Annotated in this window: 24 protein-coding genes; 7 read left to right on the top strand and 17 right to left on the bottom strand. The window is 60.8% G+C overall.

What is annotated here, in order from left to right; translation table 11 throughout:
• Window positions 1-500: 500 nt before the first annotated feature.
• The 7 genes from HAP47_RS09860 to HAP47_RS09830 form a co-directional block, all read right to left on the bottom strand.
• A complete protein-coding gene (locus HAP47_RS09860) occupies window positions 501-968 on the bottom strand; it encodes a hypothetical protein (protein WP_173638419.1) in 468 nt (155 codons plus the stop codon).
• Window positions 952-1,869, bottom strand: a complete 918-nt coding sequence (locus HAP47_RS09855; protein WP_173638420.1) for a DUF2950 domain-containing protein — start codon at window positions 1,867-1,869, stop codon at window positions 952-954. Before HAP47_RS09855 ends, HAP47_RS09860 begins: the two co-directional genes overlap by 17 nt.
• Complete coding sequence (locus HAP47_RS09850; protein WP_173640567.1) at window positions 1,866-3,479, bottom strand: DUF3300 domain-containing protein; 1,614 nt, start codon at window positions 3,477-3,479, stop codon at window positions 1,866-1,868. Before HAP47_RS09850 ends, HAP47_RS09855 begins: the two co-directional genes overlap by 4 nt.
• 538 nt (window positions 3,480-4,017) lie before the next feature.
• Window positions 4,018-4,416, bottom strand: a complete 399-nt coding sequence (locus tag HAP47_RS09845; protein ID WP_210285238.1) for a hypothetical protein — start codon at window positions 4,414-4,416, stop codon at window positions 4,018-4,020.
• Window positions 4,417-4,478: 62 nt separating this feature from the next.
• Window positions 4,479-4,895 carry a hypothetical protein gene (locus HAP47_RS09840; protein ID WP_173638421.1) on the bottom strand — a complete coding sequence of 139 codons (417 nt, stop codon included), beginning with the start codon at window positions 4,893-4,895 and terminating at the stop codon, window positions 4,479-4,481.
• 24 nt (window positions 4,896-4,919) lie between these two features.
• Window positions 4,920-6,152 carry an HlyD family secretion protein gene (locus HAP47_RS09835; protein ID WP_173640569.1) on the bottom strand — a complete coding sequence of 411 codons (1,233 nt, stop codon included), beginning with the start codon at window positions 6,150-6,152 and terminating at the stop codon, window positions 4,920-4,922.
• A complete protein-coding gene (locus tag HAP47_RS09830) occupies window positions 6,145-6,582 on the bottom strand; it encodes a hypothetical protein (protein ID WP_173640570.1) in 438 nt (145 codons plus the stop codon). Before HAP47_RS09830 ends, HAP47_RS09835 begins: the two co-directional genes overlap by 8 nt.
• A 181-nt stretch (window positions 6,583-6,763) precedes the next feature.
• Here HAP47_RS09830 and HAP47_RS09825 point away from each other — a divergent pair, with 181 nt between their 5' ends.
• Window positions 6,764-7,219, top strand: a complete 456-nt coding sequence (locus HAP47_RS09825) for a hypothetical protein (RefSeq protein ID WP_173638422.1) — start codon at window positions 6,764-6,766, stop codon at window positions 7,217-7,219.
• A 43-nt stretch (window positions 7,220-7,262) separates the two neighbouring features.
• A complete protein-coding gene (gene ppk2, locus HAP47_RS09820; RefSeq protein ID WP_173638423.1) occupies window positions 7,263-8,063 on the top strand; it encodes a polyphosphate kinase 2 in 801 nt (266 codons plus the stop codon).
• A gap of 42 nt (window positions 8,064-8,105) precedes the next feature.
• On the opposite strand, the gene HAP47_RS09815 is transcribed toward ppk2, so the two are convergent.
• From HAP47_RS09815 to HAP47_RS09795, 5 genes are all read right to left on the bottom strand, one after another.
• Entirely contained in the window at window positions 8,106-8,540 is a 435-nt protein-coding gene (locus HAP47_RS09815) for a hypothetical protein (RefSeq protein WP_173638424.1), read from the bottom strand.
• A 32-nt stretch (window positions 8,541-8,572) separates the two neighbouring features.
• A complete protein-coding gene (locus HAP47_RS09810) occupies window positions 8,573-10,273 on the bottom strand; it encodes an aspartate:alanine exchanger family transporter (RefSeq protein ID WP_173638425.1) in 1,701 nt (566 codons plus the stop codon).
• Window positions 10,274-10,291: 18 nt separating this feature from the next.
• On the bottom strand, window positions 10,292-13,045 hold the full coding sequence (locus HAP47_RS09805) for a decarboxylase (protein ID WP_173638426.1): 2,754 nt from the start codon (window positions 13,043-13,045) through the stop codon (window positions 10,292-10,294).
• Between the two features lie 201 nt (window positions 13,046-13,246).
• The gene (locus HAP47_RS09800; protein WP_173638427.1) at window positions 13,247-14,938 is read right to left on the bottom strand and encodes a SulP family inorganic anion transporter; all 1,692 of its coding nucleotides are present in this window, start codon (window positions 14,936-14,938) and stop codon (window positions 13,247-13,249) included.
• On the bottom strand, window positions 14,935-15,618 hold the full coding sequence (locus tag HAP47_RS09795) for a YoaK family protein (RefSeq protein WP_173638428.1): 684 nt from the start codon (window positions 15,616-15,618) through the stop codon (window positions 14,935-14,937). Before HAP47_RS09795 ends, HAP47_RS09800 begins: the two co-directional genes overlap by 4 nt.
• 137 nt (window positions 15,619-15,755) lie before the next feature.
• On the opposite strand from HAP47_RS09795, the gene HAP47_RS09790 reads away from it, so the two are divergent.
• The 3 genes from HAP47_RS09790 to HAP47_RS09780 are packed head-to-tail and all read left to right on the top strand — an operon-like array spanning window position 15,756 to window position 19,012.
• Entirely contained in the window at window positions 15,756-17,444 is a 1,689-nt protein-coding gene (locus tag HAP47_RS09790; protein ID WP_173638429.1) for an aspartate:alanine exchanger family transporter, read from the top strand.
• An 11-nt stretch (window positions 17,445-17,455) separates the two neighbouring features.
• Entirely contained in the window at window positions 17,456-18,352 is an 897-nt protein-coding gene (locus HAP47_RS09785) for an alpha/beta hydrolase family protein (protein WP_173638430.1), read from the top strand.
• A 30-nt stretch (window positions 18,353-18,382) separates the two neighbouring features.
• Window positions 18,383-19,012 carry an invasion associated locus B family protein gene (locus tag HAP47_RS09780; RefSeq protein ID WP_231168823.1) on the top strand — a complete coding sequence of 210 codons (630 nt, stop codon included), beginning with the start codon at window positions 18,383-18,385 and terminating at the stop codon, window positions 19,010-19,012.
• A 534-nt stretch (window positions 19,013-19,546) separates the two neighbouring features.
• Here HAP47_RS09780 and HAP47_RS09775 read toward each other — a convergent pair.
• Window positions 19,547-19,684: a hypothetical protein gene (locus tag HAP47_RS09775; protein WP_173638431.1), complete on the bottom strand. Its 138-nt coding sequence runs from the start codon at window positions 19,682-19,684 to the stop codon at window positions 19,547-19,549.
• 873 nt (window positions 19,685-20,557) lie between these two features.
• On the opposite strand from HAP47_RS09775, the gene HAP47_RS09770 reads away from it, so the two are divergent.
• A complete protein-coding gene (locus HAP47_RS09770) occupies window positions 20,558-21,241 on the top strand; it encodes a helix-turn-helix domain-containing protein (RefSeq protein ID WP_173638432.1) in 684 nt (227 codons plus the stop codon).
• A gap of 505 nt (window positions 21,242-21,746) precedes the next feature.
• Complete coding sequence (locus HAP47_RS09765) at window positions 21,747-22,496, top strand: outer membrane protein (RefSeq protein ID WP_173638433.1); 750 nt, start codon at window positions 21,747-21,749, stop codon at window positions 22,494-22,496.
• A gap of 241 nt (window positions 22,497-22,737) precedes the next feature.
• Here the strand turns inward: HAP47_RS09765 and HAP47_RS09760 are convergent, their stop codons facing one another.
• From HAP47_RS09760 to HAP47_RS09745, 4 genes are all read right to left on the bottom strand, one after another.
• Entirely contained in the window at window positions 22,738-23,196 is a 459-nt protein-coding gene (locus tag HAP47_RS09760; protein WP_173638434.1) for a potassium channel family protein, read from the bottom strand.
• A gap of 16 nt (window positions 23,197-23,212) precedes the next feature.
• Complete coding sequence (locus tag HAP47_RS09755; protein WP_173638435.1) at window positions 23,213-23,389, bottom strand: hypothetical protein; 177 nt, start codon at window positions 23,387-23,389, stop codon at window positions 23,213-23,215.
• Window positions 23,390-23,484: 95 nt separating this feature from the next.
• Entirely contained in the window at window positions 23,485-23,835 is a 351-nt protein-coding gene (locus HAP47_RS09750) for a phasin (RefSeq protein WP_173638436.1), read from the bottom strand.
• 26 nt (window positions 23,836-23,861) lie between these two features.
• Window positions 23,862-24,725: an alpha/beta fold hydrolase gene (locus HAP47_RS09745; RefSeq protein WP_173638437.1), complete on the bottom strand. Its 864-nt coding sequence runs from the start codon at window positions 24,723-24,725 to the stop codon at window positions 23,862-23,864.
• Between the last annotated feature and the right edge of the window lie 5 nt (window positions 24,726-24,730).

Genomic DNA, 24,730 nt, shown 5'->3' with positions numbered 1-24,730 from the left:
GGAGGGATGGCCCCGCCAAGGCGCGATGAGGGCTCGAAGCTCCGTCACCGGACACGAATGAGCACAAGGCGGCAACTGCTCAAGCGTCCGGAGTGATCAATCAGTCATCGAGCAGGAAGGCGCTCGCGAACGGAGGCGCGTCGCACAACGTCGAGGAAAAAGCGAAGATTTGGCGCTCCCTAGGGGAGAGCATCAACCTCGCGTTATCAAACACTTAGCCGATGATTTGGGAAATTCATCCAACATTGAAACTCAAAGGGTTTCCGAGGCCGACCCCAAACCCGAATTCGAGCCTCGCGAGCATTCCGTCTATGTCGGCCGCCAGCGGCTGGGGCGGTACGAGCGCGCCTCGGCAAAGCGGTACGGCAGGCGATGGGTTGTTGCCGTCAAGTTAAGAGGGCCGTCGGACGTCAAGGCCAATGCCAGCGCTGACAATGAGAGAGGCTATGACGTACCAAACGTACGACCACAGATCGCGTTCCCCTGATGTGAAAATCGGTTCAGTTCATTGAAATCGTGATCGTGCTCAAGTTGGCGGCGAACTCCCAGCCGCCTCTTGGACCGCGCAGCTCCATCGTGACGCCCTTGTCGTTCCGCAGGTGAACGGCACCAACGCCGCCGACGAGTGATGCCCCACCGCCGACAGAACTGTACGTACCGGCAAAATCGGAGATCTCTCGAATTCCTGACGCCGACCCCTCGAGCCGGCCGACAGTCGCGCCGGCCGTGACACCGAGGCTGATGCCGGACCAGCGAAAGCGATAGTTGCGGCCGCGATAGCTCAACACGCCGCTGCCCGCGCCCGCACCCACGAGCAAGCCCGCTTTGACGATCTTGAGCTGGACAAAAGCGGGGGCCTGGGCGAAGGACGGCGTCACGGGGACCGCGAACGCGAAAAATACGATAGCCGCCAAGCGGACGAAGCATGTCCGCAGGACAGTCTGCCTGCTCTCACGGTTTCGCGGCATCGACTTTCCTCCAAGTCTGGTCCGGATCGAACAGCATGATCCGCTTGGCGATGATCTCAGTGCGCTTACCCAGATCCTTTTGGTAGACCGTACCGGCATGATTGACCATGAAGGTCATCACGCCGGAGTTGCCGTATTCGGCAGGATAGGCGATCAGCGCGAAGCCGCCGAGCATCTTGCCTCTGACGACGTAGTAGAGCGCGCCGCCAGGCGCATCGGAGCCCTGCCCCTTCAATATCCGGAAATAGTATCCGTGATAGGGCGCCCCTTGCCCGTCGACCTTGTAGCCTTCGTTTGATGCCCGCGCCGCCAATTCGCCGAGCGGGCTCGGGTCGCGGTCGTCGCGCCAGAACAAGCCGTCCTTCTTGCCGGAACTGCTGACGATGCGTTGCGCATAGACGCCCGCGCCGTCGCCGCGATCCTTGTCGGCATATTCATTCTCGGCATCGACGAAGGCAAGGGAGGTCTTGATCGCGTCCAACTCATTACGACCGATGCGGCGATAGAGAATCTCGATACGACCTGCCTCCGTGTCGAACTCCCAACCGCTCTTGGTGTTGACCAGCGGAATCGGGAACGGAAAGTCATCGGAGCCGAGAACGAGCGTGGCCTTTTTATTGCCCTCCGTCTTGACGGAATGTCTGGCATCATAGGCAGAGGCAAAGCTTCGGCGCGTCTCGGCATCTGCAACCTCGTCACCGGAGGCAACGAGGTCCTCGGCAGCGTTGCCGAGCACTTTCAAGACTGCCCGGTTCGTGCCGCTCTTGACTGCCGCAGCCAGCGCGGCCGCGGCATCCTCGGGCGACGGATAGGCCTGCTGCGCCTGGGACGCAGACGTCAGCAGTGCAAGCGCCATGATGCCTGGCAAGGCTGCGCGATGGAGCGACCTCAAAATGATCATGGTGTCATCTCCGCGGGAATCCTTGCACCGTCTGCGAGCCAGTCTCTGTAGCTACGCAGCTTCAATCCGAGCCTTTCATAATAGACACGCAAGTAGCCGTCGCGGCCGCGGGTCACGGCCTGCGGCATCACGCCTTCCACTTCCTGCGCTATGACGCCGACATAGGCCTTCTGGCTGCCAAGATAGCTGAAGCGATAGAAGCCGAGACCGTTGGCGAGACGCCCGAGCAGGACGATGTCATGCTTCAGCGCAATGTCGGACCGCCGTCCTCCACCGCCTCCGCCACGACCGCCCCCACCACTGAAGCCACCGCCACCACGCATGGCGCCACCGCCGCCACCGCCACGCCCGGCGAAGCTCGCCCCGCCGCCGCCGCCACGGGCGCCTATGCTGGCTTGACCGCGGGCTGAGGCGGCGGCAACCGCCCTGCCCGACGACACGTTCATGGCACCGCCGCGATTTTCGCCGCCGCGGCGTGCCGCATTGCCAGCATTGCTGGCAGCCCTCGCGCGATCTGCGCCGCCTTTGGTAGCAGCTTTACCGCCCCCCTTGGGAGCACCCTTGCCGCCTCCCTTGGCGCGATCTGCCGCGCCCGAGCGGTTGGCGCGATCCCCGGCGCGATCCCCGGCGCGATCAGCGACACCGGCACGATCCTTGAGCACTTGCTGTCCATCACGGCCGCGGAAATCCATTCGATCAGCAGCACCGGCCTTCAGATTGTTGTTACCGAAACGCTGCTGAACGTTCGTGTTATTGTATCGTACCCCCTGGCGATGCGCCGGATTGTGCTGCCAGTTGTTTCCGACGTTGTTGATCTTGTTATAATGATTGACGTAAAGGTTGCGGTTGCCCCAGTTGCAGCCGCCGCCCCAGTAATTGCCCCAACGCCCGATTGCCCATCCTGCCCCAAAGGCAACGCCAGCTGCGATCACGCCTGCACCGATATAAGACGGATACCCGAAATAGTAGGGCGGATATTCCGTGTAGGGCCAAGTTCCGTACACGGTGGCCGGATCGTAATACGGCACGTAGATCGTATCCGGCTCAGCCTGTTCGATCACGACCACCTGCTTGTTGTCCTGAGTCTGAACGCTGACCTTCTGTTGCTTGGTGGTGACCAGTTTCTTGTTGTCGTATGCCTTGGTGCGCAGCCGCTGGATCGCGTCCATCAGGTCCGGTTGCTGCGCGAGCACGGCATCACCCAGGCTTTTGATCCATTCGAGTTTGTCGCTCATCATCGTCAGAACGTCGGCGGTGCTGGTGAGTGCCTTTATGCTGTCGTCCCAGGCCTGCTTGTCGACCTCCTTCTTGAGCGCATCGCCCTTCAGGTTCTTGCGTTCCTTGAGCCAGCGGTCGGCCTGCACAACCTCCAGCGGGTAAGTCGACGCCGCCAGCACATTGGCGAGCAATTCGTCCGGATAGAGCGCGATCGGCGCGACAAGCGCCTCGAGTTGCTCAGGCTTCAACAGCTGATCGGCCGGTTCAGCCGGGCTCGCCGGCTGCGCCTGACTGCTCTGAGCAGGCGGCTTCTCGGCGGTCTGCGCCATTGCGGCGATCGGAATGCCCAGCAGCAACGCGAGCACGAGCAGGATTTGGCCACAACGAGACATCGACACCTCCCTCGCCTTCCAGCGGGAAACATCGGCGTTGCCGATGGGGCAAGTTTGATCAAGATCAAGGAAACTGGTCATTCAGGGACGCGGCGCCTGTTGCAGAGCAAGAGAGATGCGGCGGTCGTGGATCAGATTTTCGAGGCGATGAGCCGCAACATTCGCAGCCGTGACTTCGCGTTACCAGCGATAAGCAAACATCCCCGCCCCGCCGGCCAGGATCACCAGCCCGCCTAACAGGACGACGCGAAACCATTTTGGCAATCCAGCCGCGCTCATCGGGTTGGGCGGTCAGCAGCGATGCCGCTCGCCCGTGAGCATCGATGACCGGTGTGCTTGTCGGCGCGACGCATGTAGCTGGAGCGCCAGCCGCGCGCAAAAGAACAGCGACGCTCAGCGCGGGTCGCATCATCGGTTCAAATGTCGTGACAGGCTCCAACCAGGACTCCATTGGCTCGAGGTATTTGAGGAATATCGGAGCGCCCTGGCTTTGACCCTGAATTTTGCAGGTTGATCGGCGCGCAGACGAGCCGGCGGGCTAGATCTTGCAACGGTGATAGTTCGTATCCATCCCGTCCACGCCCGGGAATAGCCGCGTGACCGTATCGTCATCGATGACCTTCAGGAAGAACTGGATGTTGGAGAGCATGACACCGTTCGCACAAGCGACAACGAGGTTGATCGAATCACGGTCGTCCTTTCTGGCCTTGATCGTGCAGGTTTCAAACTTGCTGCGCAGGCGATCGGCCTCGACGAGAAAGCCGCCGCCATAGGCGCCGGAGAAGTTGGTGAAGTCGACCTGATTTGCGCGCCCTCTCCGCGCAAACACCTTGCTGCATTGATCCGCCTTGGCCGTCCACGCGCCAGCGAGTTCGAATGCGTCAAGCCGCTGCGTTATCGCTTGGCAGACAATGACAAGCGTCGTCGCGACAAACAACTTGCGTGACCTCGCGATCGCGACGCCCCCATTCCCACTTGCTCTGCTGGTTGGCTTCGATTTCATGGGTTCGGGCAGCGGTGATAGGTGATCTCCATGCCGTCCATGCCTGGAAACAGCCGGATAATGCTGTTCGCATCCAGTTTCTTCACGCTGAACTGAACGCTCGACAACATGATATCCGTCGCACAACCCGCGATCAGGTTGATGCTCGAGCCGTCCTCCTTCTTGGCTTTGATCTTGCATCGCGCGAATTTTCCGATGATCTCGTCGCCATCGATGATGAAGCCGCCGCCATAGACGTCGGACATCTCAGTGAAGCCGCGCTTGCCACCCTTGCGGTTGAACACCTTGTCGCATTGATCGGCGTCGCCGACCCAGGCGCCATTGAGATCGAAGGCCTCCGCGCGCGCGCCGGTTGCGACCGCTGAAACGATCAGCAATCCAGCCAAGGTGCAGAGTTTCGGTGAGCAAACCATGCATTCGTTCTCCCCGACCCTTTTTCAGTGACCGCCCAGCACAAGCGTCTGGATCGGCAGCACCAACGCCTGGATTCGCAGAAGCATTGCATGTACGAGGCCGACGCCGTCGACGACGTGCAACGCGATCTTCCGACCGACGCTGGTGTCCTTGGCGGAAATCTCCTCGTGGTTGCTGGTGTAGGCGTTGACGATGCAACTGCTGCCCGCCGTGACCCCTTCGAGACCGCCTTTGTAAAGCGGCTCGAGGTACACCAGAATCGTACCGGGCTTTGCAATGTTCTGGGCCTCGATCAACTGCTCCCCACCGCGAAACTGACCTGTGGCGACGTAGTCCTGAACAGTCGTGACCACCATCGGAATAATCACCCATGGCTTGGATATGCAGGCCGCTTCGGCCGGCATTCCTTCCTTCATCACCTGGGCCTCGATCTGACCAAATCCGGCGAGCACCGCGCGCTGACCGGCGCCTTCGGGTATGAGTATCCCCGCGGGACGCATCAGCGGGTTGACAACATCTCCGACGCGAAGAAGGAACTGCTCGACCCGCCCGTTGACGCCGGCGCGGACGACGGTCTTGTCGAGATCAACCTGGGCCTGCGCCAGCGCCGCTTCGGCGCTTGCCTTCTCCGCCGGCAAGAGCACCGAAACCCGCAACGTCGTCGATTGCTTTGCCGCAGTGGCGGCATCGATTCCAGCCTGCCGCTGATCGACCAGTACCTGGAGCTTTTCGATATCGCGCTGCGGCACAATGCCGGGATTGCGGCGCTGCAGTTCGGTCTTGACCTCCAGTTCGTCCTTGGCTTGTTGATGGTTCGCCCTGGCCTCCTGGATCTGGGCTTCGGCCTTGACCACGTCTGACTGCGCGGTTTCCATGGACGCATCGACCTCGGCGACCTTGCGCCTGGCGGTTTCGAAGGCCGCCTCCTGCTTTGAGCTGTCAAGTTTGAACAGCACGTCGCCCTTCTTCACCGCTGCGCTATAGCCGAGATCGACCTCGGCCACCCGACCCGAACCTTCAGGGAGAATTGGGATCGTGCGAAAATACAGCGCGGCTGAGTTGGTCGCCGGATGAAAATAGAAGATCATCGTGATCAGCGATATCGTGAGCATCAGGCAGCCGGTGATGCCCCATCGCAGCTCATACCAGACCGAATAGAATGTGATCTCCTTGCCGAAGCGCTTGCCTTGGGCGTAGCGGCGGAACAGATAGTCAGGCAGTATCGTCAACAGGGAGCAGAACATAAGCTCAAACATTGCTTTGCTCCCTCGCCTTCGCGGGGCCGGGCTTCTCAGTCGGCGGAGCATTGGCTTGGCCGTCGGCCGGCAGAGGTGACGGCGCGGCTTCGTTTCCGTCTCCCGGCGCCGTCTCGGCGATCTTCTCCACTGAATCGGCAATGCTGCGCAGCGGGGTGCCGAAATCGGGAATATCGATCAGCGCGAGAAACAGTCCTATCACCCAGAAGAGATGGTTATGCGTGAACAGGGACAGCAGGCCGAGAATGGCCACGATTTCGAATTGCAGCTTCTGTGACTTGTGCGCCATCCGCTCGGGGAGGCTGTGCAGGCGCCAGTAGATCGTTCCGACCCAGAATACGGCGCCAACCAGGAAGATCCCCATCAGCACCATCAGCGTATCGGTCCCGTTCGCCGGGGCCAGATAGAAGGGCAGATGGTGCGGCGCCATCGGGTGAAGCTGCTCGCTCAACGTTCCCTCCCTTGATGGCAACCGGCCGGCTCCCGTAGATAGCGCCCAGACTGACCAAACCGGGGATGAGCCCGTTTGATCTGGATCAAGGGATCGAGCCCTTCGGGCCTTACCCTTTGCAAGAGCGCTGCAGCAGCAAACCGGCCGGGAGGCGTCAGCCATGTCCAACGCCATCGACGATCTCATTCCGAACGCGATGCAAATCCGGAAGGAAGCAGCGCTCAAGGAGGCCGAAAAGGTGGACGAATATGCCCGCCTTGCCGCCGCAGCCGAGGCCGAGAAACACGCCTTGATCGATCGATTGAGCAAACCATCAGGCAAGACCGAGGAGGAAAAGATCAAGCTCGCCTCCACCATCATCCAGCGTGCGGTACGAAACGGGATGACGGAGGTCCAAGTCTATCGCTTCCCCAATACGCTGTGCACAGACAAGGGCCGCGCCATCAATCAGATGGAAGCTGGCTGGGAGAACACCCTGACGGGAATCCCGAAGGAGATTTTCCAGCTCTGGACGGATTATCTGAAGCCACGTGGCTATCGCATCGCCTACCAGATCATAGATTTTCCGGGCGGCGTGCCTGGCGACATCGGCATCACCATCTCTTGGGGAGATTGAAGGCCGTCCGGTCGCTTTGAACCTGAAGTAGCGAAAGATGCGCATGGCAAAGGATGAGCCCGCGGAGCGGATGAAGCGCAAGGAATACGAGAAGGAGCTCGAAAAGCTTCAGGTCGAGCTTTGCCATCTTCAGGACTTCGTGAGGGCGAATAAGCTGCGGGTCATCGTGCTGTTCGAAGGCCGGGACGCGGCCGGCAAGGGCGGCACGATCAAGGCGATCACGGAGAAGGTCAGTCCCCGCGTGTTTCGCGTCGTCGCGCTTCCGGCGCCGTCGGATCGAGAAAAGACACAACTCTTCTTCCAGCGCTACATGGAACAGTTTCCCGCCGGCGGCGAGATCGTGATCTTCGACCGGAGCTGGTACAACCGCGCCGGCGTCGAATATGTCATGGGCTTCTGTACGCCCGCCGAGCACGACCGCTTTCTTTCGCTCTGCCCCCAGATGGAGAAGTACATCATCGACGGCGGCATCATCCTGATCAAGATCTGGCTCGAGGTCGGGATGGACGAGCAGGAGCGCCGCTTCAAGGCGCGTATCGACGATCCGGTACGACAATGGAAGCTAAGCCCGATGGATCTGGAATCCTATCGGCGCTGGTACGACTATTCGCGCGCCCGCGACCTGATGTTGAGAAAGACGAGCACGAAGCACGCACCTTGGTATGTCATCCGATCCGACGACAAACGGCGCGCGAGGCTCAATTGCATCGCGCATCTCCTGAAGGCGATCCCGCACAAGCGCGTCAGGAAGGCCAAGGTCAAGCTGCCGAAGCGTTCCGACAAAGGGCGTTACAACGACCAAGCGGGCCTGCGCGGGATGAGATTCGTCGCAGAGCGGTATTGAGCGGACCAGGCCGCGCATCGCGCGGCCCAATCGCTCGCGCCACTATTTCAAGCGAATCGTCACACCGCCTACCGCGGCCGACACCTCCGCGCCCACTTTCGGGCCGCTTAGCTGCAGGATCACCCCGTTGCCGTTCTGCAATTGCACGCCTCCTGCGCCGGCCGCAACCGCACCGCCCGCTCCGGCCACGGCGTAAGAGCCTTCGATCGAGGCCGGCCCCCTGAGATTGATGGCCCGGCCGACAAGCTTGGTGGTCGATGCGCCGATCGTGAAACCGACGCTCATGCCGGATACGGTAAATGGGTATCGCTTGCCGCGAAGAACGAGCACGCCCTCACCACCGCCGACCCCAACGATGAATCCGCCTTTGGTGAAGATCACGCCGACCTGACCGGTCTCGGCACGCGATGGCGTGCTGAAGCCAGCTACGCCTGCAAGAAGGGCGACGAAAACGGTGGGGATAGCAAATCTTCTCATGGTTTTCTGTCCTCTAGGGTTTTGGCGCCCGGCTACTGAGCCAGGAGCATGGCGAAGTAACCGAATACGGTAAGCAGGATGCCCGAAACGGCATAGCCGACCGGGAATCCGATCCAGGGTACGGAGCTCTGGATTTCCACCGCGGCCTCGCGGCACGGACCTGAATGCGATCGCGCGCCGGCGACACCGCCCATCAGCACGGCTGGATTGATCTTGAAGATATGAAAGCCGATCGCCCAGACGATGAACGGGGGAATCGTGCAGGCGACGAAGCCGACGATGAATATCTTCAGCGCGACGGCGCCCGAGAGCTGTGCGAGCAGACCCGCTCCCGCATTCACGCCGACGATTGCGACGAATACGATAAGGCCGAGATCCTCCAGCACGTTACGCGCCGCGTTCGGCGTATTGCCGAAGAAACGCAGCCGCGACACGATCGACGATACGATCACGCCCGACAGCAAAAGGCCGCCGGCATTGCCGAGACCAATCTTGGCGCCGAAGGCCGGAAATTCGATCATGCCAATCAGGAAACCGATGATCATTCCCACGGCAAGCGTCAGTAAATCCGTCGACGTGTTGGTTCGGGCGATGCGTCCCCACATCTCGCCAAGCTCGCCGACGGCGGACTTCAGACCGACCACCGAAATGATATCCATCCGTTGCAGCTCGGTCTTGAGGCCTGCCGGAATCTGCACGCCTCCGCGCTCGACCTTCGTGACCTGCAATTGACCGGCAAGCGCCTTGTTGCGGAAGGATTCGAAGGTCCGCCCGACAACTTCCTTGTTCGTGACGAGAATATCCGCCTGATCCATGGGCACGCTGAGCGCCTTGGCGTCCGCGACCTCGGGACCGATCAGCCCCATTTTGTCGGTGAGATGCTCGGTCGCGCCACCCAATGCGATGACGTCACCCCTTTGCAGGACGAGATCGGGATCGGCCCCCAACGATTCGCCCGCACGCAACACGTTGATGATACGATACTCGGGATTGCTCTTTCGGAAGCCGGCGATGCTCATGCCGACTTGGGCAGCGTTTTCCAACCGGTATGCGCGCAAGCCAAATTGCCGGTAGCCGGTGAGGCCGCCGCCTTCGAGATCCTTGACCCCGAATTCCTGTTCGTACTGCTTGGCTGCAGCCCTGGCGTCAACTCCCCACCAGCGCGGCAGGTATTTGCAGATCAGGATGATGCCAACGGTACCCCAGATGTAGGTGATGCCGTAAGACAGTGCGATCATGCCGGTCGCGTCCTCGGGCTTCATACCTTCGGGCAGCTTCACCACGCCGGAAGTGATTGCCTGCTCCGCCGAGCCGATCGCGGCCGACATGGTCTGCGAACCCGCCAGCATGCCACCTGCTGCGCCGATGGGCAGCGAGAAGAGCTTTGCACCGATGACGACAAGCGCCAACCCGAGCACGCTCGATACCAGAGCCAATACGCAGAATTTGAGACCGTCACCCTTTAGACTGTTGATGAAGGAAGGCCCTACACGCAGCCCAACGCCGTACATGAAGAGGTAGTAAAATAGGCTCTTGGCAAAATTGTTCAGCTCGAGCTTGACCCCGTAGGTCGAACCCCAGACGGATAGACCCGCGCCGACCACGATGGCGCCGGCGACCATGCCGAGGCCATAGCCCTTGATGCTGGCCCGTCCAATCCACACCGCGAGCCCGACGACGAAAAACAGCAGCAAGAACGGATTTTGCTGAAGAAATGTGAAAAACCCCTGCATGTTCGTCCCCTTTACGGATTATGACGCGGCCTTGAGCTTCGGCGCGGCGGCCGGCCTTGGCCTTCCGATCTTGGCCAGCGCTTCCGTGCGCACGAGCTTCAGTCCCTCCTTGGCGTCGTAGCCATGGATTTCCTTGACATCGAGCTTCCGCATGAAGTCGATGGTTTCCTGCGTGATGACCTGGCCCGGTACCATGATCGGGAAGCCCGGCGGATACGGGATCACGAAATTGGCCGAGACGAGTTCGGGACCGGCCTTCAGGCGGCGATCAATCTCGGGATCGCCGAGGCGTATGTGTTCGCAACCCACCGCGTCATAGGCGGCATAGAAGCCGGTGCGGATGTCGCCTTCGTTGGTCTTGGTGCCGGCATCGCCACGGAAGCTCGGATGGAAATGCGAGAAATTCGGCAAGTCAGGCACGTCAGTCATCAAGCTCTTGACCCGCGCTTCGAAGGTCTTCTTCGCATTGGGACCGCCCTGCGCGAGCCCGCGATCGACCTCGCCCGCGATCTCGGCGAGGACGCGAATGAGATGCGCAACATCGCTGCGGGTGTTGTTGATGTTGGACTGGACGAGCACCGAGTTGCGTGAGGTCTTGTTGACCTGGATGTTGTACTCGCTGGCCAGAACGCCCTTGAATTGGGTACCGTCGTAGCCGGCCGTGCCGCACACCAGCGTCATCCGGGTCGGATCGAGGCAGAACTCGTCCTCGTCCAGGCTTTTGAGCGTATTCGCCCAATTGACACCAGGTGCGAGATAGTCGGTGAAGCCGCTCTGGCGGTATTGCGCCGGCACCATGACGTCGGCGCCGAGAATGCGGAAATACTTCGAGAGCAGCGGGTTGTTGTTGACGGCATGGCGGATGGCGAGCGCGATTTCCATCGCGTTGGCGACAAGACCGTACCCCTCCAGTTCCATCTGACGCCGCGAGATGTCGAGGCTGGCGATGAGCTGCTGGTTCGGACTAGTGGAGGCATGGGTAAAGACGGCCTCCTTGAACTGCTGCTCGACCGTGTGGAATTCGACGTCCTTGACCGAGAGCATGGAGCCCTGTCGGATCGCCGACATCGACTTGTGGGTCGAGTTGGTCTGATAGACGCGCAACCGGATCTGGCGCGGATCGGGAATCAACCGCGTCTTGAGCAGCACTTCGTCCGACGGATTCTTGCCGAGATCGGCCTGCTGTTTCTCATAGGCCGCGACCGATTTCGGATCGTGCATCCAGGCCTCGATCTCGTTGGCGGCTCCCATGGCTGTGCGCCGGCGCAGGAATGGCGAGAAGCGCGCGAAGCCGAACCAGGCTTCATCCCAGAGGAAGATCAGGTCAGGCTTGATGGCGAGGCATTCCTCCATGACGCGGCGGGTGTTGTAGATGTGGCCGTCGAAGGTGCAGTTGGTGAGGTCCAGCATCTTGACCCGGTCGAGCCGGCCATCGGCCTTGGCGCCGAGCAGCGCCTGCTTGATGGTCTTCAACGGCACCGCGCCGTACATCGAATATTCCGTCATCGGGAAGGCTTCGACATAGAGCGGCTGCGCGCCTGCGAGCACCATGCCGTAATGGTGCGACTTGTGGCAGTTGCGGTCGACGATCGCGATGTCGCCCGGCGCGAGCAGCGCCTGCACCGCCATCTTGTTCGAGGTCGAGGTGCCGTTGGTGACGAAGAAGACGCGGTCAGCGCCGAGCGCGCGGGCGGCCTTCTCTTGCGCCTTCTTGATGTTGCCGGTCGGTTCAAGCATGCTGTCGAGGCCGCCGGTAGTGGCGCTGCTCTCGGCCAGGAACAGGTTCGGGCCGTAGAACTCGCCCATGTCACGGATCCAGTCGGATTTGAAGATCGACTTGCCGCGGGCGATCGGCAACGCGTGGAACGTCCCCATCGGGCGCTGCGCGTATTTCTTGAGATTGTCGAAGAAGGGCGTGTCGTAACGATCCTGGATGCCTTCGAGGATGGACAGATGCAGCTCGAACAGTTCCTCCACCGAATAAAAGATGCGGCGGACGACGCTGGCTTCGGGATTTCCGGCTAACTCCTCGACGTCGCGATTTGAGATCATATAGAGATCGAGTTCGGGTCTGACGCGCTTTATGATCTGGGCGAGCCGCAGCGCCGAGGCATCGGACTCGTCGTTGAGGCCGGCGGCAGCGGTGATCGAGCGCAGTACCGGCGCATTGTGCCGCGAACGCAGGCCAAAACCCTCGTTGATGATGACGGCCGCGATGTTCGGATTGAGCATCGTCGCACAGAAAGCGTCTTCGAGACTGCCGACGATGACGGGCTCATAAATGAAAGCATCGACCGGGCGTCGCAACTTACGCCATTCGGCGGCGAGCGCCGGCCATTGGCCGGGGGCCACCCCGGTGACGATCAAGGTCTCGAAATAAGGCCTGCGTGTCGTATGCGCGCCAAAGGTCGGCGGGACCAGCTCGGGCACATCGCCATTGCCCTCGTCCTTCGCGCTCCAGTCGCCGGAATGCTGGCGGAAGGATCGCGTCGCCAGCGCCTGGGTGATCCGGGTCGCAAGGGCAAGCGATGTTGCCGCATCGTCGGCGGCCGCGGCTTCCTGCAGCGCCGCCATCAATTGCAGGCCGGGATAGCCGTGAAACTCCTCCGTGACCGAGAGAGCTGCCAGCGCTGCATCGTATTTCGCGCGGTCGCCGCCGCGAGCCCACGCTTTCGCAGCATCTACCAGATCGCGCCACTCGTCCGCTCGCCCACCGGGGCCGGAAAAGAATTGATCGATGCGCTTCTGGGTGGGCTTGGCGTCATTGGGCATGTCCCTGTCTCCCGGCTAGTAGGCAAAGCTGATGACACACCGTGGCTCCCTTCCCTCGTGCTCCCTTGATCCAAGTCAACGGTTGCCGGCGATACTCAACTCAAGATATTTCCGATGATGGTTGCGGGGCGCATATGTCATCGCACTGCAATAATGCGCCCGAGAGGCGCGAGAGGATCGACCGGCTCCGAGATCAGAGCGTCAGTTCGCCTTGTCGTTGCCCAGCACGCTGTCGAGCGACCTGAGCCAAAGACCGCTGTCGGTCTTTTCCGCCAATCCTTCCGCCCGCAGCAGGTCGCGCAATTGCGCATGCGCGCCGACGATGCAGAACGCGACGTGCCGGGTGGCGAGCTCATCATGGAGATCGCGCAACATGCCCGCACCCGCCAAATCGATGTAGGGCGATGCCGAAAGATCGCAGGCAACGAGCTTGATGTCGGACGATTTTCTGAGCACACCTAAAACAGAGCCCAAAATCGTCTCGGCGTTGATGTAAAGCAGCGAGGCTTCGGGGCGGAAAGCGATCACGCCAACGAGCGGCTCCACGCCCTCGTGTCGGGCGCTGTCGGAATAACGCCCGGTTCCCGGAAGGCGCCCGAGGAACGCGATGTTCGGGCTCGATGTGCGTGCCAGCAGCAGGAATATGGACGCAATCGCCGCCAGCAGCACGCCCTGCAAAATTCCGAGGAGGAGTACGGACACCAGCGCAATCGCCGCGGCATAGAAATCAAGCCGGCTGACCTGCCACATCCGCATCAGCGCCGGGATGTCGACCAGCCTGTACACGGCGACGAAGACGATGGCGGCCAGTACGGCTTTTGGCAGATTAGTCAATAGTCCGGTGAAAAACAGCAGGCAGAGCGCCAGGGTCGCTGAGCAGATCACGAGAGCCAACGGCGTGCGCGCACCTGCACTGTCATTCACCGCGGACTGCGACAGGCCGCCCGCGACGGGATACCCGTGACCGAACGCCGCCGCGAGATTCGCGGCGCCGAGCCCCAAAAATTCCTGCCGTGCATCCAGATTGTAGCCGTGCTTGGCCGCAAAGCTGCGGGCCGCCGAGACCCCCTCTATGTAAGCCAGCAGCACGCATCCCGCCGCGAGCGGAAAGAGATCGTCGAACTCCAAAAGACCAAACGTCGGAAGCCCAAGTGCAGGCAATCCCTCCGGGATTTTCCCGGTGACCGGCACGCCCGCGGCCGGAAGACCGAGCAGTGTTGCAACCACGATCGAGAGCGCCACGATCGTGATTCCGACCGGCTTGCCTGGCAGAAGCCGTTCGCCGAGCAGCAGCAGCACGAGCGCCGCCGTGCCGATCGCCACGATGAGGAGATTGACGCCGCCGAGCTGACCCGCGAGCTGGAACACGCGCTCGAAGAAATTATGACCGCCGCCGGCGACGCCAAACAGGCTCGGAAGCTGGCTCACGATGATGGTGAGCCCGGCGCCGGCTTTGAAGCCGACCAGGATGCTGTCGCTGACCAGGCGGACGAGGACGCTGAGCTTGAACAGCCAGGAGATAAAGCACAAGACTGCGACTGCGAATGCCGCAAGACTGGCAATTTGCGCGTATCGCACCGCATCTCCGCCCGCGAGCGCCCCGACGGTGCTGGCAATCATGAGCGAGATCGCGGATGTCGGACCAATCGCAAGCTGGCGGGACGAGCCGAGCACCGCGTAGCCGATGCCGCCGAGCATGTAGCCATAGATCCCAACCTGGGGCGGCAAGCCGGCTAGCGCGGCATAGGCCAGCGATACCGGGATCGCATAAGCTGCCAGCGTTATTCCGGCAATTGCGTCGAAGGACAACCATTCAGCGCGATAGCCGACAAGCCAGTCGGAAGGCGGGAAAAGCCGTGTCCAACCTGCGCGCTGCTCAGATTGTGAACTCATGTTATCGCATCTTTAGATTGAATTTCGCAGCGCAGCATAACGATCACCAGGGCGATCACTGGAATCCCAAGCGCCAGATCCGGGATGTTCTCGGTCGCAAAGGCACCGACGGCCGCCCCGAGGCCGAAGGCGATGCATAGCCCCGTAAAGATGCCGGAGCGGCGGATCGTCCCGAGCGGGCCACCACTGCACAGCGCAAGGAAAACGCCTTCGATCGCCTGGCGCATGTTGCCGGTGATCATCACCGAGCTGTAGGCCACGCCTTCGACCTTGGTGAAGATGGCAGTCTGCATGGCGGCGACGAAGGATATCCCCAGCGTTCCCGCGAGATCCGGCAGCCGATTGTGCAAAATGCCGATCGCGACCAGCAGCAGGATCTCGATCAACGTGTTGATCGCGCTGGCCCGCTCGCCGCTGGCCCGGCGCAGCCACGCGGCGGCGACGATGCCGATCGCAAATGCCAGGATCGGAGGCACGAAGCGGATCGCCTCGCCCCAATTGCCCGCCGTGCCATAGACCCAGAGCAGAACGAGATTGGCGGTTTGGGCATTGGCCATTACGCCATGGATGATCCAGGTGTAGGCGTCGAGGTAGCCGCCGACAAACGCCAGCAGCAGTGCAATCGACACGGCTTCGTCGCGGGGCGGCAATGGAATGGCAGCGATATCCTGTGAACTCATGTTTGGGACGTCGTGTGTCGCCGGTCATCGTTTCATCAACGACGCCTCGGCGCGTGAGAGGATTGATTTGGATCAAGCCTTCACCCGGGTTGGAGAGCTCAATTGAGCTCAATCAATGACACTGGGGACGTACGGCTATGGATACGGTCAGGTGGATCATCGCCACCGCTCCCGAAATCTTTCTACTGTTAGCGATCGCGCTCGGCACCATTCTCGGCCGCGTTAAGCTACTTGGATTTTCTTTCGGCACGACGGCGTGCACGCTGATCGTGGCAGTCCTCATCGGACAGCTCGGCAGCTTTACGTTTCCTTCCGTGCTGAGGGTTGTTCTCTTCAGCCTGTTCGTATTCACCATCGGCTACCGCTCAGGGCCGGAGTTCTTTGCCTCCTTGAGCGTACAGACGCTCGCACAGGTTGCATTGGCCCTCGTGCTCGGCGGCACCGGTCTCGCCATCGTGCTCATTTTTGCTTTTGCCTTCGGGCTCGATCCCGGCACGGCATCGGGTCTCGCAGCCGGTGCCTTGACGCAATCCTCCGTGATCGGGACCGCATCCGGCGCGCTGAGCCAGCTCGGGCTCCCAAAAGCTGCGCTGGAACAGCAGGAAGCGAATATCGCAGCGGGTTACGCTGTCACCTATGTGCTCGGCTACATCCTTACACTCATCTACGTCCCGCTATTCGCGCCGAAGCTGATGGGGATCAACCTCAAGGAAGAAGCGAAGAAGCTCGAGATCGAGCTTTCGGGCGGCAAGCCTCCGAAGGCCGAGAACCTGCATTATCGCAAGTTCCAGGCCCGCGCCTATCGCGTTGCGGCGGCAGCCGGCCGAACCGTCAGGGCTATCGAAGACGAGATCGGCAGCCGCACTGTGATCGAGCGGATCGTGCGCGAAAACGCGGATATCGAACCGCATCCGGACACTGTTCTCGAGGCCGGCGACGATATCGTGATTGCCGGACGAACGGCCGCCATTGTTGCCGCCAGACCCGTCATCGGCACCGAAATCGATGCCGACGAGATTCTGAAGGCGATACCCGGGAACGTGATCGACGTTCTGGTGGACAGCCGCAAGCTCCATGGCCGGTCCCTCCAGGAGGTCGCCGATCGCGTCGGCGACAATGCACGCGGCGTCTTCTTGCGCACGCTGACGCGGATGGGCCATGAGGTCCCCTTGAGCCCGGATACCAGGCTCTACGTCGGCGACGTCATGACGTTGGTCGGCAGCACCCGCAACATCGAGCGCGCCGCCGCGCAAGTCGGCCAAATCCTGCGTTCCGGCGACCGAACCGACATCGCCTTCCTTGCGACCGGCATCGCCGCGGGCCTGCTCGCGGGTCTCGTCGGCTTCAGGGTTGGCGGCATCGCGCTGTCGCTCGGTGGCGGCGGCGGCGCATTGATTGCGGGTCTCGTCTGCGGCTGGCTGCGCTCACGCCGGCCGACAATGGGCGCGCTGCCGCCCGCTGCGCAGCAGACCCTGAGCGACTTGGGCCTCGGCGGCTTCATCGCAGCTATAGGGCTAGGCAACGGCCACGCCGCCTGGGTGGCTATCCAGGCGCATGGCGTTCTGCTGGTCGGCATGGGCCTTGTCGTCACGCTGGTGCCACTGATCGTCGCGACCTTGTTTGCCTATCACGTCCTTCGCATGAATCCGGTCATTACCTGCGGCGCGCTGGCTGGCGCGATGACGGTCGATGCCGCCGTGACCGGATGTTGCGACGTTGCCGAAAGCCAGACGCCGGTGCTCGGCGTCGCCGTGCCATACGCCGTCGGCAATGTCGTGCTGACCGTGCTGGGCCCGATCATCGTGGCTCTGACATACACCGGCTGAAGGAGGTTTCGATGCCTCGGCAACCTGCCGCACTGTTCGGCTCGCTTGTGACCGCCCTCCTCTGCCTCGCTTGTTTGATCGCACCGACGCACGCCGAGGACAAGGCGGCCTCGCCCCGCATTCAGGAGGAAATCTGGGCTCTGCCGCTGCAATTGCCGATGTTCGCCTATGTGGTCCGCCCGGTCGGCGACGGGCCGTTTCCGCTCGCTATCATGAACCATGGTGTCTCGCTCAATCCGACCGAGCGCAGCTTCTTTCCGCTGGTTGAATTCCGCGATGCGGCCAAATGGTTCGCCAGACGCGGCTATCTCGTGGTCGCGCCCGTCGGCTCGGGATATGGAGCTGCTGCCATCGATCTGCCTGAACGCGGGGTCTACGGCCCATTCTTTTCCAAGGTCGGCAAGTGCACCAACCCGAATTTTCGCGATCCCGCCATGGCGGTCGCCCAGGCTGACCTCTGGATCATCGATTACATGGCGGCCGAGAAGCGTATCGTGCCCAGGGATGTCATTGTGGTCGGACAATCCGCCGGCGGCTGGGCTTCGATCGGGCTGTCGAGCCTGAACCCGCCACAAGTCAAGGCGATCATCACCTTTGCCGCCGGCCGCGGCGGCCGTGTCGGCGGCAAGCCGAACAACAATTGCGCGCCCGACAAGCTGGTCCAGGCAGCCGGCGAGTTCGGCCGCACCTCGCGGGTGCCGATGCTGTGGATCTATGTCGAGAACGACACGTTCTTCGGCCCAGCCCTGACCCAGCGCATGCACGAGGCCTTCACCGCCGCGGGCGGCAAGGCCGAATACCATCTGCTGCCTCCGTTCGGCCACGACGGACACTTCTTCATCGGTTCACCCGATGCGATTCCGATCTGGTCGCCACTGGTGACCAAATTTCTCGATGAGCAGCGATAACGGCAAACGCCGACCCTTGGAGGTGCAATCGTGCCACACGATCCACGTAAGCAAGACCGGCTACAACGCAGTATCGCAAAGCCTGCTCTCGCATCACTCCTGCTGGCTGTCGTTCTTGGTGCCTCCGGCACTGATCCATCCGAGGCGCGGGACAAATCGTCCGTGACGTCGAAACCGATCGCTGCCGAAGTTTCGCCCCGCGGGGAGCGCACGACAAAGGACATAAAGTACGGAGATTGGCGAAAGCTCTGCTTCAAGGCAGGTGGCGCAAAGACGCTTTGCAGAACGACGATCACTGGAACATTCGAAACCGGACAGACGGCAGTCCGCGTCGATCTGGTCGAGCGCGAAGGCGACCGCACCGCGCGACTTCAACTGTTCGTTCCAGTCGGGATGTATCTCCAGATCCCGGCCAAGCTCAAGGTCGACCAGGGTCCGCCTCATTCGATCCCATACAGTTGGTGTCTCGCCAATGCCTGCATCGCGGCCGACGTCGCCGATCCGAGGCTCATCAAGGAATTGGAGGCAGGACACACCCTCGAACTGGTCGTTGTCGACTCTAGTCTTCTGTCGCTCAAGACCGTACTGCCGCTTGCACAGTTCGCCGATGTTCACCGGAGTGCGCCGGCGCCGACGCTTGAGCAGGACATCGATGAATAACTGGCTTCATGTCTCCTCTGGTTGAACTCAATTGATTCTCGGAGGGCGACCGTAGCTTGATATGGGTCAACGTATGCCAACCAAGACAAAGCATCGTCAAATCTCGACGTGAAGATACGGGAGATTCCAATGATCAGGATGATCGCAGTTGCTGCCTTTGCCTTGACCGTCGCAACGTCGGCGTAGGCCATGTCACCCGCGCCGCTTCATCAGCCCGACGGCATGACCACAATGGTCGCCTTCGGATGCGGAGCCGGTCGAACGCGAGTTGGCGATGTCTGCGTAGCCAGGACCACCAAACGCCAGGTCCGCAGGTGTGCGGTGTGGGGCGTTGGAAACGTCTGCCGTCGGTGGCGTTGAGACGCTGCGGCCCTAGCCGGAGAACAACGCGGCGTTCTGCCTTTAGTTTCCCCGCTTGGTTGCGGCTTTTGGCATGGCTCGGGTGAATCCTCCCGCGGTGCACCCAAGCCGGAATGTCCGGATCTCACATCTCAACGACGGAACGCTTGCTGCGGGTCCTCTTGGCCTGAGGGCTCAATCTTGTTGCGGCGGCGCTTTCGCATTCTCAACCGCCAACAACCTCATAAGCAACTCTCGCTCATCGTCTGTCTTCACCTCTGCGAAGCGCTTCCCGAACAGCGCAGGATTCTGTTCGTGAATGAACTTCTCCATCAGCGAATCTCCCTGATTACGCACAGCTGCCTTTCGGACGAGCGACGCTCGCAATCCAGTTGCTCCAGGCCGTCGACTTCATGGGGTCATCCGAGCTTCCGACTGCACCGACGACATGAATCGCCCTTGGGCATCCCTTGCACGCCGGAAACTCGAACACGCAGAACTCATAGCTCGAACGCGCGCCTGCTGCCGTCATGGAGAACCGGCACCGCACGTTGTCGGACTCATTCCGGTCTGGTTGAATTTCGGACACGTATTGTGCCCTCGTTTTGTCAGGCGGGAGCGCAACGCTCTCTGTCACCGGTGAATGCCGAGATCGGAGCGGTGATGAAGCTAGTGGATACCTGTTGCGTTCAGGAGTCGATTGAAAACTGGAGCTCGAGCCTCTCAGTTACCGACAGCACTATTCACCTATATTGAGTTAGAGTCATTGGCACTCCTTTCCAAACCGGCACGTACGAGTACGGAGAGAACCGGTCTGGCACGAACTGCATAGGCGACTGCCTCAACCAATCTGCTTGACACATCTTATGCCGAGGCGAACAATTATGGCGGGGTTGTGAACGCGCTGCCAGACGTAGTTCTCATTTGATTTTCATCAATACGCGTCCACTCGACAGTTTATTAACTAGAGCTATAAGCCAACGCAGCCGATGCCCCACCACTTGGATCAGTAGAATAAACTCGGATCGCAAACTAGCGTATTTCAGCCGCCAGGCGGTGTGGCTGAAGTCAAATGAAATCGAATTGATCGATTGACGATCGAGACCGGCGCTGTCGGACGCCGCAGATCAACTAGCGCTGGAGAGAAAAGCGCGGCGCGTTCACGGTGCATCTGGAAGGAATTCTGCGAAGTTCAGGAGTTCGGTCATGTTAGTGCGCATCGCGACAGGCCCGACAGGGCGCGCCAATTCCCTTGGCGAATTTGGAATGACCAGCGATTCAAATCCGATCGTCAGCTTGAGCGAGTTTACCTACAAGAGAGGCACTGAAATCTACGGCGAGAAGGAGTCCGCCGAGTACGTCTATCAGGTCAAGACTGGTGCAGTTCGAAGCTACAAGCTGCTCACGGACGGACGACGACAGATCGGTGCGTTTCATCTCGCCGGCGATATCTTCGGGCTGGAGAACAGCGCTACGCATCGGTTCACGGCGGAAGCAATCATCGAGACCACGGTTCGTCTGATCAGGCGACAAAGCCTTGAAATGGTTGCCGATCACGACTTAATGGTCGCGAGGAATTTGCTCAGCATGACTACGACCAGTTTGCAGCACGCGGAAGACCATATGCTGCTGCTGGGACGCAAGACATCCCTGGAGCGGGTTGCCGCCTTCCTGATCGAGATGGACAAGCGGCTGACAGCGGCCGGCATCATGGCGCTACCGATGTCGCGACGCGATATCGCCGACTATCTCGGCCTTACACTGGAGACCGTGTCTCGCGCGCTATCTCGGCTGCATGAGCTCGGCATTCTCGGATTCATCGGCAGCACCCAGCGCGAGATCGTTCTGCTGGACCGGGTGCAGCTTGCTCACCTCGATCTTCAAAGCTGAAGGCTGATGGCCCGATCGATGCGAGATCTTCGCTTCCGCATCGCCTCGTTCGGGATCACCTGATGTGAGATCGCCGCCACGATGGTACGTAACCTTCGAAGTCCGCAAGGTCGGTACTTTACCCAAAAAGCGAAGCCCTCGAGAGACGAGAACCTTTCGGAACGAAGCCGATGCCCGGAGCTTCGCCCGCAGCATAATCGCCGAAGGCCGCCTTGTATTCGCCGGCACGATCAATCCTCACTCCCCCAAACAACTTATCTCCCCCGAGAGCATCTTCAGCTGGAGTTGCAACGGAGAGAGCGAGGCACCGCAAACGTCCGGCAAGCGTACGGACTGAGCAGCAATGCCTCGGGAAGCAAAACCCTTCATGACCGGATGGTGCCACATTCATATTTGCAATGCGCAGCTTTTGATTGAGTGTTGCCATTCTGACACATGGCTCTTGTTGCTCGCGAACTAGGCTCTCGGAATAGATCAACGTAATTGCGATTGATGGAGCAATGAGATGAAGGGAATTCCAACAATAGTAGCCCTCGCCGTGTCCCTGGGCCTGATCGGCCATGCTTCGGCTGCCGATCTTTCAGCGCGCCCGGTCAAGGCGCCACCGCCCATGTTGAGCCCCGTGTACGACTGGACCGGCTTCTATATCGGTGCGAATGGCGGGTGGGGCGAGAGCCGCAATTGCTGGGGCTTCGTTCCCGTGGCCGGGGGCGTCATTCCCGACGGATGCAGCACACGATCGGGAGGAGTTTTCGGCGGTCAAGTCGGCTACCGTTGGCAGATGGGTCAGGCCGTTTTCGGTCTTGAAGGACAAGGCGATTGGGCCGATCTGAAAAGCTCTCGCCTGAGCCTGATCAACCCGGCCCTTTCAACAACGACAAAGATGGACGCCTACGGGCTCTTCACCGGTCAGATTGGCTATGCCTGGAATGCGGCTCTGCTCTATTTGAAGGGCGGCGCTGCCGTGACCAGCAACCGGTACGACGTGTGGACCACGCTTGGCGGAGTCGGGGTCGCATCTGCGACTGCCACTCGCTGGGGCGGCGCACTCGGCGTTGGCTTTGACTATGGCTTCACGCCGAACTGGTCAGTCGGCATTGAGTACGATCGGCTGTTTATGGGTGACGCAAACAATTCCTTCTCGGTCGCAAATCCGATTGTGGCCGGCGCCCAGAATCGAATCAGCCAGGACGTCGACTTGTTGACCATCCATCTCAATTATCGGTTCGGCGGTCCCGTCGTCGCCCGATATTGATTGTCGAGAACCAATTCAGAAAGCCCCGACAGAATTCTGCCGGGGCTTTTGTTGCACCAACGATATGCCGGGCGAACTGAGGTAGAAGAACCCATATCGGCCATCGATGCCATTTTCGACTACCGCCAACTGGCTGCGGCCAGAGCATGATCCGGAGAAGTGTGAAGCGGTTTTCCGAGAAGATCATGCTCAAACAAAGAGCTAAAGCGCGATGACGATTCAACCTGATCCCATCGCTCTACTAGGCTCGATCTTCAGAGCTGAAGTCCGGCGCGGCGATCGCCGCCAAATGCTCGAGCGTCTTGCGCAACACTTCGAACAGGACGGCGGTTGACCAGCCGAACATCAGGATACCGTTCATGGCCGTCATCGGCCCGGTCAGGCGCCACGCCTCGACCGGCGTGATGTCGCCATAGCCAAGCGTGGTGTAATTGACGAAGGCAAAATAGATCAGATCGCTGCCGGCGGGTGCCACCTTGAAAATGCGATATGCCAGCGACCAGACCAAGATCTCCAGCGTGTGCGCTATCATCAAGGCAGTCGCAGTCGCGACCATAACGGCCATCAGATGCAATCTCGGCCACGCCGTATGGCGTAGCCCGGCCCACCGGGCGATGCCGATGGCGCCGACAGTTACCATCGCATGGATCATGATGTTGATCCCGCTGACGACGGCGCCGACAAGGAATTGAAGCGTCATATGGACCAGTCAAGCCTCAGCCGCGTTTAGGCTTGCCTTGGTCAAGGCGCAATCTCTGCGCTCGCATCCGCCTGACCTCTTCATTCAGGGCCTCGGTCTTTACATCGAGCTGCTGATCCCTCGATTTCAGCCGATCGCCACCGCGCAGCTTTTCGAGCGCCTTCTCGACCGAGAGTTTCGTCGTTTCTGCCATGAAATTCTCCTACGTCACCGTTCTCACGATCTGACCGAGCACCGACGCGGCGCCAGGCCACCGGGACGATTCCAACTCCACCCGTCTCTAAAGCTTCAGCCCTTGTGGCCGAACATTCCGCTTGCGGCCTTCATGGCCGTCTCGCCCATGTTCTTGGCCTGGTCGGTCAGTGCTCGCATCTGGTCCTGGAAGAACTCCGACTGCGTCTTGAGCGCGTCCTGCATGTCCTTGGCCTGAACGAGCTTGTCGCCGAGGTCGAACGTCGCGGTAACGTTGCGCTGCATGAAGTGGCAGAACTGCTTGGCCTGGTCGGCGATGGGCAGCGGCGAGGAACTCAAGCCCTTCTCCAGCAGCGCAAAATACTCCTCATTGGCCTTTCGCAGGCGGTCGAGTGTTTCGGTCAGCATCGCGCGCATCTTGTCGGCGGATGGATTGATCTCTGGCATGACAATGCTCCTTTGCTCGTTTGCAGTTACGCGGCAAGTCCCCCGAACCAGGCGCCGAAATAGCCGGCGTAGAGGGCCGGCAGCTCGAGATTCATTGAGTGCCCGATACCGGGTACGATGACGAGCCGACAATCCGGCATCGCCTCGGCCATTGCACGAAGATCCGACGGCGGAATCCAGCCGTCCCGCTCACCCCACAGCACCAGGTGTGGATGGCGGATGTCCCGCATGCGGCGTTCCAGTTCGCCACTCTCCCGCTCACGGGTGAGATTGACCGGCGTTCCGATCCAGATTCCTTCGGAGACGCCGAAGGTCTGTTCGATGATCCGGTCGAACAGCGCCTGGATATCCCCGAGCCCGTCGCGGAATCGCGGGATCGCATTCGGCGCCATGCTGTCCGGCACGAACAGCGAGGACGCCGCGGTGGCCATCACCGTCCGCGTCAACTCCTTGCTTGCCATCATCGCCCGGAAAAGGCCGATCTGGTCCGCATTGAAGGCCATGCCGAGCGGGGTCACCGGATCAAGCGCGAACACCCGACCGAACCGATGCGGCTGCATCAACAGCATCCGCGCTGCAATGATGCCGCCGGTCGAATGGGTTGCGAGATGGCAGAACTTGATACCCAACCCATCCAGCGCCGCCAGCATGTCCTCTGCGTGCTGTTGCATGGAATAGTTGGAATAGTCGGCCGCGGGCTGCGGCCGATCGCTGTCGCCGCAGCCGCGCCAATCGATCCCGATCACCCGCAGGCCGATGGGAAATAGCGGCGCGGCGAGCTCGATCCAATCCTTGCTGGCGAGATTGCCGTGGATGAAGACGACGGTAGTGTCGCCTTTGCCCCACTCCCGCCAACCCAACCGAACATCACCCGCCTGCACCGTTGACATGACCC

The organism is Bradyrhizobium sp. 41S5 (assembly GCF_011516665.3).
In the GTDB taxonomy this organism is placed as follows: Bacteria; Pseudomonadota; Alphaproteobacteria; order Rhizobiales; family Xanthobacteraceae; genus Bradyrhizobium; species Bradyrhizobium quebecense.
This window is presented reverse-complemented; position numbering and strand designations above follow the sequence as displayed.